Origin of the sequence: Paenibacillus litoralis (assembly GCF_046244365.1) — a bacterium.
GTDB lineage: Bacteria > Bacillota > Bacilli > Paenibacillales > NBRC-103111 > Paenibacillus_V.
On sequence record NZ_CP176395.1, the window covers coordinates 6,194,017 to 6,206,736 of the forward strand.

The following is a 12,720-nucleotide window of genomic DNA, read 5'->3' on the forward strand; positions in this document are numbered from 1 at the left end:
CGTCAGCGCTACTCTACTATTTTGCGGGTTTTTCCAGATCCTGTTGTTGCTCTTCCTCTTGAGCTTGGGTTTGGGTTTGGGCTTGGGCTTGGGTTTGGGTTTGGGTTTGGGCTTGGGCTTGAACCTGTTCCGGTTCATGCTCTTGCTCCAAGCTTTCTTCTTCGTTCCATTCGAGCTTTTCCTTAATGATATCCCAAAGCTCGTCCTTCCCCATGCCGGTTTCCGACGAGAATAAAATAAAACGGTCGGCGGAGTGAAAACCCAACGTTTGCTTCACGATTTTCACATGTTTCTGCCACTGGCTGCGGCTTATTTTGTCCGCTTTGGTCGCTACGACGCATACCGGAAGACCGAGATGCTTGAGCCATTCATACATCGACTGATCGTCCTTGGACGGCGCATGTCTAACGTCTACAAGCTGCAAAATGAGCTTGAGCTCGTCCCTCTGCGTCAAATACTGCTCGATGAATTTCCCCCATCGCTCGCGCTCCGACTTGGACACCTGAGCGTAGCCGTAGCCCGGCAAGTCGACGAAAAATAAATCCTCGTTTATTTTATAATAATTCAGCGTTTGCGTCTTGCCGGGCTTGGAGCTTGTACGGGCTAAGTTTTTGCGTTGGATCATCTTGTTGATCAAAGACGATTTGCCTACGTTGGACCGGCCGGCAAGCGCGATTTCCGGCAGTCCGTCCTCCGGATATTGCGACGGGCTAACTGCGCTTATGACGAATTCGGCGTTCTTGACCTTCAACCCCGTTCACTCCCTTCTATGGACTTTTCAAAGCTTAGTTTTAAAAGCAAAAACCAAAAACTTTTTTTACCCCTAATTCCTAGCCCTAAAAGCATTTTTAACCTTAAAGCGTTTCTATCCTTAAAGGCGTTTTTACCCCTAAAGCGTTTCTACCCCTAAAGGCGTTCCTACCCCTCCTAAATCCTCCCCTTCAAAGGGGAGGACCCCATAGGACTCCGCCCTCTGGACTCCCGCTAAGGGCCCCGCCCTCAGACTCCCGAACATCGAGGGCCTCGCCCTCAACCCTCCCATTTCAAGTAACAAAGTACCCCACAAAGCGTTCTAACCATCCTACCGCCTAGGAGACGACCTTTTTTCAATCTGCCCAAACAGTGACTTTCGATCTTCTAGCCACCATGACCTGGAGAGTCGACACTTTCTAAACACTATGTTACTTAAGATCGCCAACTACTCGAATTCTAGCCAAGTTGAGACAATAGTGAATGTAGGTTCACTATTACTGAAGTAAAGTTCACTATTTACACCTGTTTCACTCTCTACCGGCCATATAGTGAACCTCACGTAACTATTTTTCCGTTACATTCACTAATAGTGAACTTTTGTTCACTATTCAGACCAGAGGACCGTCTAGAGAGCAAAATAGTGAAGTTGAGTTCACTAATAATGAACTTATATTCATTATTTCAGCTAGCTTCGCATTTTTAGCGCAGCATCTCGACTTGCGAGGATAAGAAGCAACTACGAACAGCAATAAGCAAATGACTGGCGTCCTATCAACCTGCGAGTGGCAGACAGCCGCCAGCCGATCAGCAGTACCCGTAACCTGCATCCGGCAGACAGCCACCAACCGATCAACATTCCCCACAACATGCATCCGGCAGATTGCCACCAGCCCTCAGCAGTCCCAGCAATCTGCAACCGACAGCGACCAGCCGACCAGCAGTACCAGCAATCAGCATGCGGCAGATAGCTACCAACCCTCAGCAGTCCCCAAAACCTGCATCCGGCAGATAACCACCAGCCGATCACTACCAACTGCAACCCGCGATCATTCTCCCGTATTGCTCGCACCCGCGCGAAACCCCAAGAGCATAGCGCTCTTGGGGTTACATTGCATATTTACTGGGGAGTCGCCACTTTTTCAGCCGGCTGGACAAGCGCGTGTTCGAGCACTTCATCCATATGACCTACCGGGATAAACGTCAGATCGTTTCGCACGCTTTCCGGTACTTCATGGATATCCTTCTCATTGTCCTTCGGCATCAGCACCGTTCGGATGCCTGCGCGGTGGGCGGCCAGCGACTTTTCCTTCAAACCGCCGATCGGCAGTACGCGCCCTCGCAGCGTAATCTCACCGGTCATCGCCACCTCGCGGGAAACCGGAATATTCGTAAGCGCCGAGATAAGCGCCGTCGCCATCGTAATACCTGCGGACGGACCGTCCTTCGGAATGGCGCCTTCGGGAATATGAACGTGTATATCGTTCTTCTCATGAAAATCCGAAGGAATATTCAGTACACCCGCACGGGAACGGGTATAGCTGAATGCCGCTTGAGCCGACTCCTTCATCACGTCGCCCAGCTTGCCCGTAAGCGTCAGCTTGCCGCTGCCCGGCATCACCGTCACTTCGATGACCAGCGTATCGCCTCCGACTTCCGTCCAGGCGAGCCCGGTTACCGCTCCGATCTGATCCTGCTCTTCCGCCATGCCGTAACGGAACTTCGAAGGTCCGAGATAATCTTTCAGATTATCATTCGTAATGACGACCTTTTTGTCCGGATTCGTTACGATTTCCTTTGCCGCTTTCCGGCACAAGCTTGCCGTTTGCTGCTCCAGATTACGCACGCCGGATTCCCTCGTGTATTCGCGGACGAGCTTCATCAGCGTCGCTTCTTCCAGCACAAGCTGTCCGGGTTCCAATCCGTGCTCGCGTTCCTGCTTCGGAAGCAAATATTTTTTGACGATCTCCAGCTTTTCGATCTCCGTGTATCCCGGAATGTAGAGCATCTCCATCCGATCGAGCAGAGGACGCGGAATGTTGTGAACGGCATTAGCCGTCGTCACAAACATCACATTCGATAAGTCAAACGGCAGTTCAATAAAATGATCGCTAAAAGTGCTGTTTTGCTCAGGGTCAAGCACCTCAAGTAAGGCGGACGCCGGATCTCCGCGGAAATCCATCGCCATCTTATCGATTTCGTCGAGCAAAAAGACCGGATTGCTTGTTCCCGCCGTCTTCATCCCTTGAATGATGCGTCCCGGCATAGCTCCGACATACGTCCTGCGGTGACCGCGAATTTCCGCTTCGTCGCGCACGCCGCCAAGCGAAACGCGAATGAATTCGCGTCCGAGCGACCTTGCGATCGAGCGGGCGATCGACGTTTTCCCGACGCCTGGCGGCCCGACCAGGCATAGGATGGGACCTTTCAGCTTTTTGACCAGCTTCTGAACGGCCAAATACTCGAGTACCCGTTCCTTCGGCTTCTCAAGTCCGTAATGATCCTCGTTCAAAATTTGCTCGGCCTTGACGATATCAAGATCGTCATCCGACGCTTTCGACCATGGAAGCGACAGCAGCCAATCGATATAGTTGCGAATGACGCTTCCTTCCGCCGAAGAAGCAGGCATTTTTTCCAGCCTGTCGATTTCCTTCTCGATCTTCTCCCGCACTTTGTCAGGCACGTTCGCCTCGGACAGCTGATTGCGAAGCTCCTCGATTTCGCCGGCGCGTCCTTCTTTCTCGCCTAGCTCTTTTTGGATCGCCTTCATTTGCTCGCGCAGGTAATACTCTTTTTGCGTCTTTTCCATTTGCTTCTTGACGCGCTGGCTGATTTTACGTTCCAGCTCGAGCACTTCGCGCTCGTTGTTAAGAATGTCAAGCAGCTTTTCAAGCCGCTGCCTGACATCGATCGTTTCGAGAATTTCTTGCTTGTCTTTGATTTTGAGCGAGAGGTGGCTGCAAATGACGTCCGCAAGCCTGCCCGGCTCCTCGATATCCGAAACGGCGGCAAGCGTTTCCGGCGTTACCTTCTTCGACAAATTGATATAGTGCTCGAACTGGCTCAGCACCGTCCGCATCAAAGCGTCGATTTCAGGGTCGGCTAGCTCCTGCTCGGGCAGTTCCTTCGCGTTGACTTCATAGTACTCGTCGTTAATCAGATATTCCACGACTTCCGCACGCATCGTACCTTCAACGAGAACGCGAATCGTACCATTCGGTAGCTTAAGCATTTGACGCACTTTGGCTATCGTGCCGATGCGGTAAATATCTTCCTTGGTAGGCTCCTCGATGTTCATTTCCGATTGGGAACAAAGGAGAATCAAGCTGTCGTCGACCATCGCCCGCTCAAGCGCGCGAACCGACTTCTCCCGCCCGACATCCAAATGCAGGACCATGCTCGGATACACCAGAAGTCCCCGCAACGGCAGAAGCGGCAGCCGTTTTATCTTCGTTTTGGTCGGACCCATTGTTCCAGCACCTCCAATGTATGTGAAACCAACAAGCTGCTGTTCATTAACGGATCGCAGTAACACTACGGCGATCTTAGTTATTTTACCAAAACTTAATTCAAAATACCAATTCCGGGCGTTGCCGCTATAACGTCGCTCGGTGCCGGCACTTGGACCGTACGTTCGCCGATCTTGACGCCCAGCGCTTCGCGCAGCACGTCCTCGATCGTATCGACCGGGATGATCGTGATGCCGTCCAGCGTAGTAAACAGCTCCTGCCAATTTTCCCGGGGGATGATGACCTTGGTGACGCCGGCTTGCACAGCCGCCTCCACTTTGGCTACAACGCCGCCGATCGGCTTCACGTTGCCGTGAATGCTGACCTCGCCCGTCATCGCAAGCCGGTTGTCCACCGGAATCCGGTTGATTGCGGACGCGATTGCCGTAGCCATCGAAATGCCCGCCGATGGCCCGTCGATCGGAACGCCGCCCGGGAAGTTAATATGCAGATCGTAGTCGTCCGGATTCATGTCCAGACGCCGCAGCACGGTTAAGACGTTCTCCACGGAGCCTCTCGCCATGCTTTTGCGCCGCAGCGTTCTGGAGCCTCCGCCGACTTCTTCCTCGTCTACAACGCCTGTAATATTAAACACGCCTTTACCCGGCTGGCTCGTCTGAATGGCCGTTACTTCTATCTCCAGCAGCGTGCCGAGGTTCGGTCCGTAGACGGCCAACCCGTTGACGAAGCCGATTTGCGGCTGTCCGGGCACCTTTTTCTCCGGTCTAGGCGAAAGCTGGCTGCTGCTTACGACCCACTCGACGTCAGCGGCCCCCATCTCTTCACGGTTGTCGGTCATCGCTAACCCGGCAGCAAGCTGAACGATATTTACCGCTTCGCGTCCGTTGGTCGCATACCGTTTGATGACTTCAATCGCTTGACGGTTCTCGGGAAACCCGATTTTGCGAACGGCGTTCGTCGCGATTTGGCCGATTTCATCGGGCAGAAGCGGCCGGAAAAAGATTTCCATACAACGAGAACGGATAGCTGGCGGAATTTCCTGAGGCGTCCGTGTCGTGGCACCTACAAGCCGGAAATCGGCAGGAAGCCCGTTTTGAAAAATATCGTGAATATAGCTAGGTATATTACTGTCCTCGGAATTATAATACGCACTCTCCAGGAATACTTTCCGGTCTTCCAGCACCTTCAGCAATTTATTCATCTGAATCGGATGCAGTTCCCCGATTTCGTCAATAAAGAGTATCCCGCCATGCGCTTTCGTTACCGCTCCGGGCTTGGGCTGCGGGATGCCGGCGACGCCCATCGCTCCCGCACCTTGATAAATCGGATCGTGAACGGAGCCGATCAGCGGATCGGCGATCCCTCTTTCGTCGAAACGGGCCGTCGTCGCGTCGATTTCCGTAAACTTGGCGTCATATTTAAACGGCGAGCTGCCGCTTTTTTTCGCTTCTTCCAGCACGACTCGGGCCGCTGCCGTTTTGCCGACACCCGGAGGACCGTAGATGATCACATGCTGCGGATTCGGCCCGCAGAGCGCTGCTTTCAGCGCGCGAAGCCCTTCCTTTTGCCCGACGATATCGTTCATGGCGGCAGGCCGCGTTTTCTCGGAGAGCGGCTTTGTCAACGAAACGGAGCGCAGTTTGCGCAGCTTCTCCAGCTCCTTTTTGGACTCGCGGTCGATTGCCGTACGGTTCGTTTGCTGATTGCGCAGCAAATTCCAGAAATAAAGACCGATGACAACCGCAAAAAATAATTGAATGACCATTAAAATCAAGCTAAGACTCATATTCGTCCTCCCCTTTTGACCGGACGCCTTCCAATCGGCCCGGTATGGAACGTTCCATGTTGAAAATCCCTACCTGATAGTATTGCCTGCTGCAGCCAGCATTATCCATGGAATTTGTTTTCGATTTTGGCTAATCGGCAAAAAAACGGACTTCTTATTCCCTCTCCATCATGAAAAGCCATATAGCGGCATGCTTTCGGATGCATGACTTTCTCCGTTTTGCGCCATTCTACTCGTATGTTTGTTATGGATTTGTCGAGCTGGAAGGGGATGACGAGCATGCAGAAAACATTCAAGCGCCTGGCAGCATTCATGCTGGTATGGGGAATTATTCTACTTCAGCCTCCTCAAGCTTCTGCGATCCCGGCCGTTATGTCCGATATGGACATCGTGATCGATGTAGGCCACGGAGGAATCGACGGCGGAGCGGTAAACGGCGATCTTCTGGAAAAGGATATCAATCTGCAGCTGGGCAAGCTGCTTTATGCCGAGCTCCAAAGCAAAGGGTACCGTACCGTCCTAAACCGTACGGGGGATTACGCGCTAAGCGAGGACAATCATTGGCTTCGTTCCAGCAGGCATCGCCGGGATTTGGCGCAGAGGAGTTTAATCGCCAATCAGCTGCATCCGAAAATGATGATCAGCCTGCATGTCAACTGGGCCAAAAACCGCAACAGAAACGGCGGGGTCGTTCTTTATCAAAACAACAGCCACAGCATTTTACTGGCAAATTTGCTGCAGTCGTCTTTAAATAACTTGTATGGCCAAACGAGGGAGCCGGTATTCGGCAAAACGTTTTTTATTTTGAATCATACCAAATGCCCCACGGTAATCGTCGAAATGGGCTTTATCTCTAATGCAAGAGATAGACGGCAGCTAACCGCCCCTGCTAAACAGAAACAGTTAGTCGCCGCCCTGAGTGTCGCCGTCGATCAATATTTCGCCTTTACGGAATCCGCCGGCTCCCGCCCTCAGCCGTAACGGTCGCTACCTTGGAGAGCGGGACGAATTGCGCTTCCTTCTCCAAGTCCGGGTAATATTTGCGCAGTACGGCGGCCGTGTTTTTGCCGGAATCGCCGACATGCCCGATTGCAACCGTAAGATCGTTTTCGTGGACGTGCTTCTGAAACAATTTGACCTGCTTGGCAATATGCGCTTGCGTAACGATGTCATCGAAAAACATATGATTATCTACCGTCTTCACCCCAACCTTCGCTGCTACGGCCGGAACGACGCTGCGATAGTTCGTCTTACTGTCCAGAAAAAACAGTCCGCGTTCCCGGCAAACCTCAAGCACGATAGTCATAACGCGCTCATCCCCTGTCGCTTTCGAGCCCATATGATTATTCATGCCGACTGCGAACGGCACATCGTCAATCGCTTCGTTGACGCGCTTGCGGACTTCCTCGTCCGTCATCGAAGTCAGAATCGCGCCGGGACCCAGCCAGCTCTTTCTCCCCTTTATAGGCTCCATCGGCAAATGGACGATAACCTCATGCCCAACTTTATGCGCCCATTCCGCATCGCGCTTCGTCGAAGGCAGAAACGGCATGACCGCTACCGTAATGTGGAACGGCAGCTCCATCATTTCCTTGGTCCCCTTCATATCGCTGCCAAAATCGTCAATGACGATGACGCCTCGCTTCGTCTTTGCCGGCGCCGGTTCTTCATTGCCCGATTGGAGCGCCGCAGCAGTTACTAAAGGCGTCGCACCGCTCGTGCCGCTCATTCCGGCAAATACCAGCCCGGCAGCCATCAATATGCGAAAAAAACGAATACAGTTTACCATGTCGATTCTCCTTTTACGGTTAAATAAGGTTTCGTCTTGTTATTTGTAAAAGGGTGGTAAACTATACGGTTTCTTTCACATATTCGGCAAAAATCGGCAAGGCTGATAAATCAAAAAAGAGCCGCAGCTCCGGTTTGGCCCGGCAGTTGCAACTCTTTTTGAACGAGTCTATGAAATTAATGACGGCGTCCCGGAATCGTTCCGGTTTCCTCATAATGCTTGACGATAATATCGATTTCCTTCTTAAGCTCCGCGAGCAGCTCGGCTTCAGGTACCTTACGGATCATTTCCCCGTATCGGAACAGCATGCCTTCGCCACGGGCTCCCGCAATCCCGATATCGGCTTCGCGAGCCTCTCCGGGTCCGTTAACCGCACAGCCCAGCACCGACACTTTGATCGGAACCTTGATTTTGGAAATGTACTCCTCCACTTCGTTCGCGATGGAGAACAAATCAATATCCAAACGGCCGCAAGTCGGGCACGAAATAAGCGTAGCCGCATTCGAGATAAGGCCGAACGCTTTCAGCATTTCGCGAGCTACCTTGATTTCTTCAACCGGATCCGCGCTAAGCGAAATACGCATCGTCGAACCGATTCCTTGAGAAAGCAGAGCGCCCAGCCCGGCAGCGCTTTTGACGGTTCCCGAGAAAAGCGTTCCCGATTCCGTAATGCCAAGATGCAGCGGATAACGGAACGTGGAAGCCGCTTTCGTATACGCCGCGATGGCCATCGGCACATCCGATGCTTTCAGCGAGACGATAATATCGCGGAAATCAAGCTCTTCCAAAATGTTGATGTGGAACAAGGCGCTTTCGACCATGGCATCCGGCGTCGGATATCCGTATTTATCGATTAAGTGCTTTTCGAGCGAGCCCGCGTTAACGCCGATCCGAATGGGAATGCCCCGCTCTTTGCAGGCTCGGACAACCGCTTCTACTTTGTCCCGTTTCCCGATATTGCCCGGGTTGATCCGGACCTTATCGATTCCGTTCTCAATCGCGGTCAACGCCAAACGGTGATCGAAATGGATGTCCGCTACGAGCGGGATCGAAATTTGCCGCTTGATATCCTTGATCGCTTCTGCCGCTTCCTTGTTGTTGACGGTTACGCGAACGACCTGACAGCCCGCCTCTTCGAGGCGATGAATCTCCGCTACGGTCGCTTTGACGTCGGCAGTCTTTGTCGTACACATGCTCTGGATGATTACTTCATTGTTCCCGCCGATCGTCAAATTCCCCACTTTGACGGGAACGGTATCGGTTCTATGGTACATGACCGTCTCTCTCCCATGACGGCAAACACCTCCGCTCCGAAAGGATCGGATTGGAGGAGTTTACACGTGTATTGTACGCTTATGCGCTCTCTTCTTTTTTCTTCGATTTGCCGCTGGCTTCCTTGCCTTCTTTGGTTGTCAGCTCGGGAGCGACTTTCTGCTGAATGACTTCCTGCGTTACCAGGCAGCTCGAGACGTCGCTGCGGGACGGTACTTCGAACATGACGTCCAGCATAACGGCTTCGATGATCGCTCTGAGACCGCGCGCTCCGGTATTCCGTTTGATGGCTTCCTTGGCGATCGCCTCCAGCGCATCGTTCTGGAACTCCAGCTTCACGTTGTCCATTTCGAGCAGCTTCTGGTACTGCTTGACAAGCGCGTTTTTCGGTTCGGACAAGATCCTCACCAAGGCAGCTTCGTCAAGCGGCTCCAGCGTCGAAATGACCGGCAACCGGCCGACAAATTCCGGAATCAGACCGAATTTCAGCAGGTCCTCCGGAAGCACCATCGACAAATATTCGCCGGGCTTCAGGTCGGCTTTCATACCGTCCGTGCCGAAGCCGATTACTTTTTTGCCGATCCGGCGCTTAATAATCGATTCCAAACCGTCGAACGCTCCGCCTACGATAAACAGAATGTTCGTCGTATCGATTTGGATGAATTCTTGATGCGGGTGCTTGCGACCGCCTTGCGGAGGAACGGAAGCGACCGTGCCTTCAAGAATTTTGAGAAGCGCTTGCTGAACGCCTTCACCAGACACGTCGCGGGTAATCGATGGATTTTCCGACTTGCGGGCCACTTTATCGATTTCATCGATATAGATGATGCCGCGTTCGGCTTTCTCCACGTCATAATCAGCCGCTTGAATCAGCTTAAGCAAAATGTTCTCGACATCTTCCCCGACATAGCCGGCTTCGGTCAGCGAAGTCGCATCGGCGATCGCAAACGGCACGTTCAAAATTTTGGCGAGCGTTTGCGCTAGCAGCGTTTTACCGCTGCCTGTAGGTCCGAGAAGCAAAATATTGCTCTTTTGCAGTTCGACGTCTTCCAGCTTGCTTTGCGAATTGATCCGTTTGTAGTGGTTGTAAACAGCCACGGACAACGATTTCTTCGCTTGATCCTGGCCGATGACATACTGGTCGAGAATGACGCGGATATCCTTCGGCTTCGGTACGTCCTTCAGATCGAGCTCTTCATCATGGCCGAGCTCTTCCTCGACGATTTCCGTACAAAGCTCGATGCATTCGTCGCATATATAAACGCCCGGTCCTGCAACAAGCTTTCGCACTTGATCCTGCGACTTGCCGCAGAACGAACATTTCAGTTGTCCTTTTTCATCGTTGAATTTGAACAATCCAATCCCCCCTTTAAATCAAGTCCTTGCGAGAGATGACTTCGTCGATCAATCCGTACGCTTTGGCATCTTGGGCGCTCATGAAGTTGTCGCGGTCCGTATCGCGCTCGATTTTCTCGTAGGGCTGTCCGGTGTGCGTGACATACATTTCATTGAGCTTCTGCTTCGTGCGGATAATCCAGTCGGCGTGGATCTTAATATCCGTCGCTTGACCTCTTACACCGCCCAGCGGCTGATGGATCATCACTTCGCTGTTCGGCAGCGCGAAGCGTTTGCCTTTGGCTCCCGCCGTTAGCAGAAGAGACCCCATGCTGGCGGCCATGCCCATGCACATCGTCGATACGTCCGACTTAATGAACTGCATCGTATCGTAGATGCCGAGTCCGGCCGTTACCGATCCGCCCGGTGAATTGATATACAGGAAAATATCTTTCCCGGAATCCTGCGCGTCCAAAAACAGCAGCTGTGCAATGACAAGATTGGCTACATCATCGTCGATTGCGCTCCCGATAAAGATAATTCGGTCCTTAAGAAGCCTGGAGTAGATGTCGTAAGATCGCTCTCCTCGAGCTTCCTGTTCCACAACCATAGGTATTAGACTCATACAGCCAACCCCTTTCCTGGTCAAATAACTCCACAAAGTCCAAGCGCAAGCTTCCTGACGCACATTCTTAATGAAAAGATATGCGGGAAGCTCCGACAAACGCCTAAGAAGAAACGGTACTGCCGCTATCAGGACGTGTGACCCGCGGCGCAAATACCGATTCGTTCTCTCATTGTAGCACGTTTGTGCAGCAAAGTCATTTTCACCAAACAGGGCGAAAAACGCCCCGATTTGAAAAGAAAGGCACGTATCGGTGACGTGCCCCCTTTTGCTTCTTCACTTATGTTTACGCAGCGCTGGAACCATTTTTGCTATGCTCTACCAAAAAATCTACGGTTTTGCGAACGACCAGGTCCGTTTTCATAGCAGACAGGTTGCCGTTAGCCGCAAGAATGGTGCGAATTTCCTCAACGGAACGCTGGTACTGCTGTGCCATGTTCTCAAGTTCTGCGTTCAGATCGTCTTCGGATACTTCAATGTTCTCAGCTTTCGCGATAGCCTCAAGAACCAGGTTGTTGCGAACGCGCTTCTCGGCGTCTTCCTGCATTTGCTCGCGCAGCTTTTGCTCGTCTTGGCCGGAGAATTTGTAATACATTTCGAGATTCATGCCTTGCATACGCAGACGGTTCTCGAAATCCTGCAGCATGCCATTGATTTCCGTATCGATCATAACGGACGGAATTTCAACTTCTGCGGAAGCAGCCGCTTTCTCGATGACTGCATTCTCTTTTTGGCTTTTCAGGTCTTGCGCCTTGCGCTCTTTCAGGCGTTTCTCGATGTCCTGTTTGAACTCGTCCAGGGTATCGAATTCGCTGACGTCTTTGGCGAACTCGTCGTCGAGTGCAGGCAGCGATTTGCGCTTGATTTCATTAACCTTCACTTTGAAGACCGCCGCTTTGCCTTTCAATTCCTCAGCGTGGTAATCTTCAGGGAACGATACTTCGATATCCTTCTCTTCGCCTTTCGCCATACCGACGATTTGCGGCTCGAAGCCGGGAATGAAGCTGTTCGATCCAAGCTCAAGAGAGTAGTTCTCCGCTTTGCCGCCGTCGAAAAGAACGCCGTCTACGGAACCTTCGAAATCGATAGCTGTAATGTCGCCGTTCTCCGCTCCGCCTTCTTCGATCACGTTCAGCTCAGCATGGCGTTGTTGCAAACGGTTCAGTTCCTCGTCGATTTCTTCCGAAGTAACTTCCGCGTTTTGCTCTTCCACTTCGATCCCTTTGTATTCGCCAAGGGAAACTTCCGGTTTTACAAGAACTTTTGCCGTGAATTTCAGCGTTTCGCCTTTGGCGATTTGCTCGACGTCCACTTCAGGACGGTCGATCGGCTCGATTCCGGTTTCTTTTACCGCATCCATGTACGCGTCCGGCAGCAAAATGTCGATCGCATCTTGGTACAAGCTTTCAATACCGAAACGTTTTTCAAAAAGCGCCCGTGGCACTTTTCCCTTACGGAAGCCTGGAACCGTTACTTTTGCGGATACTTTCTTGAACGCCTTGTCCAATCCTACGGCTACTTGCTCCGCGTCAACCTCTACAGTAAGAACACCTTGGTTCTTCTCTATTTTTTCCCAGCTTGCTTTCATTTTATGCCTTCCCCTCCAAAAAATGTACCGTCGTATTTATCACGTTCTGGCCAAGGAAACCGCGCAGTGGTTGTCCTTATGCCATTATAACCATTCCATTATATC

General features: G+C 52.0%; 9 protein-coding genes. 1 reads left to right on the plus strand and 8 read right to left on the minus strand.

The annotated features are described in order from the left end of the window. Positions 1 to 16: 16 nt before the first annotated feature. From yihA to lonB, 3 genes are all read right to left on the minus strand, one after another. Entirely contained in the window at positions 17 to 751 is a 735-nt protein-coding gene (gene yihA / locus ACKGJP_RS26215) for a ribosome biogenesis GTP-binding protein YihA/YsxC (protein ID WP_409341732.1), read from the minus strand. A 1,119-nt stretch (positions 752 to 1,870) separates the two neighbouring features. Further along, positions 1,871 to 4,219, minus strand: coding sequence for an endopeptidase La (gene lon / locus ACKGJP_RS26220; protein ID WP_409341733.1), 2,349 nt, complete (start codon positions 4,217 to 4,219; stop codon positions 1,871 to 1,873). Between the two features lie 95 nt (positions 4,220 to 4,314). Continuing rightward, positions 4,315 to 6,006: an ATP-dependent protease LonB gene (gene lonB, locus ACKGJP_RS26225; protein ID WP_409341734.1), complete on the minus strand. Its 1,692-nt coding sequence runs from the start codon at positions 6,004 to 6,006 to the stop codon at positions 4,315 to 4,317. A gap of 279 nt (positions 6,007 to 6,285) precedes the next feature. On the opposite strand from lonB, the gene ACKGJP_RS26230 reads away from it, so the two are divergent. Then, positions 6,286 to 6,987, plus strand: a complete 702-nt coding sequence (locus ACKGJP_RS26230; RefSeq protein ID WP_409341735.1) for an N-acetylmuramoyl-L-alanine amidase — start codon at positions 6,286 to 6,288, stop codon at positions 6,985 to 6,987. Here ACKGJP_RS26230 and ACKGJP_RS26235 read toward each other — a convergent pair. The 5 genes from ACKGJP_RS26235 to tig all read right to left on the minus strand — a co-directional run bounded on the left by ACKGJP_RS26235 (position 6,953) and on the right by tig (position 12,615). Beyond that, positions 6,953 to 7,795 (minus strand): divergent polysaccharide deacetylase family protein, encoded by an 843-nt coding sequence (locus ACKGJP_RS26235; RefSeq protein ID WP_409341736.1) that lies wholly within the window; start codon positions 7,793 to 7,795, stop codon positions 6,953 to 6,955. The two genes, ACKGJP_RS26230 and ACKGJP_RS26235, sit on opposite strands and share 35 nt — an antisense overlap. A 176-nt stretch (positions 7,796 to 7,971) precedes the next feature. Then, on the minus strand, positions 7,972 to 9,069 hold the full coding sequence (gene ispG / locus ACKGJP_RS26240; RefSeq protein ID WP_409341737.1) for a flavodoxin-dependent (E)-4-hydroxy-3-methylbut-2-enyl-diphosphate synthase: 1,098 nt from the start codon (positions 9,067 to 9,069) through the stop codon (positions 7,972 to 7,974). Positions 9,070 to 9,148: 79 nt separating this feature from the next. Next, on the minus strand, positions 9,149 to 10,423 hold the full coding sequence (gene clpX / locus ACKGJP_RS26245) for an ATP-dependent protease ATP-binding subunit ClpX (RefSeq protein WP_409341738.1): 1,275 nt from the start codon (positions 10,421 to 10,423) through the stop codon (positions 9,149 to 9,151). Between the two features lie 13 nt (positions 10,424 to 10,436). Continuing rightward, positions 10,437 to 11,027, minus strand: a complete 591-nt coding sequence (gene clpP / locus ACKGJP_RS26250) for an ATP-dependent Clp endopeptidase proteolytic subunit ClpP (protein WP_409341739.1) — start codon at positions 11,025 to 11,027, stop codon at positions 10,437 to 10,439. 286 nt (positions 11,028 to 11,313) lie between these two features. Then, the gene (gene tig, locus ACKGJP_RS26255; RefSeq protein WP_409341740.1) at positions 11,314 to 12,615 is read right to left on the minus strand and encodes a trigger factor; all 1,302 of its coding nucleotides are present in this window, start codon (positions 12,613 to 12,615) and stop codon (positions 11,314 to 11,316) included. Between the last annotated feature and the right edge of the window lie 105 nt (positions 12,616 to 12,720).

Bases quoted from the DNA above. Each gene is read 5' to 3' on its own strand.
- lon (WP_409341733.1), bottom strand. From the start codon at position 4,219: ATGGGTCCGACCAAAACGAAGATAAAACGGCTGCCGCTTCTGCCGTTG.
- lonB (WP_409341734.1), bottom strand. From the start codon at position 6,006: ATGAGTCTTAGCTTGATTTTAATGGTCATTCAATTATTTTTTGCGGTT.
- ACKGJP_RS26230 (WP_409341735.1), top strand. From the start codon at position 6,286: ATGCAGAAAACATTCAAGCGCCTGGCAGCATTCATGCTGGTATGGGGA.
- ACKGJP_RS26235 (WP_409341736.1), bottom strand. From the start codon at position 7,795: ATGGTAAACTGTATTCGTTTTTTTCGCATATTGATGGCTGCCGGGCTG.
- ispG (WP_409341737.1), bottom strand. From the start codon at position 9,069: ATGTACCATAGAACCGATACCGTTCCCGTCAAAGTGGGGAATTTGACG.
- clpP (WP_409341739.1), bottom strand. From the start codon at position 11,027: ATGAGTCTAATACCTATGGTTGTGGAACAGGAAGCTCGAGGAGAGCGA.
- tig (WP_409341740.1), bottom strand. From the start codon at position 12,615: ATGAAAGCAAGCTGGGAAAAAATAGAGAAGAACCAAGGTGTTCTTACT.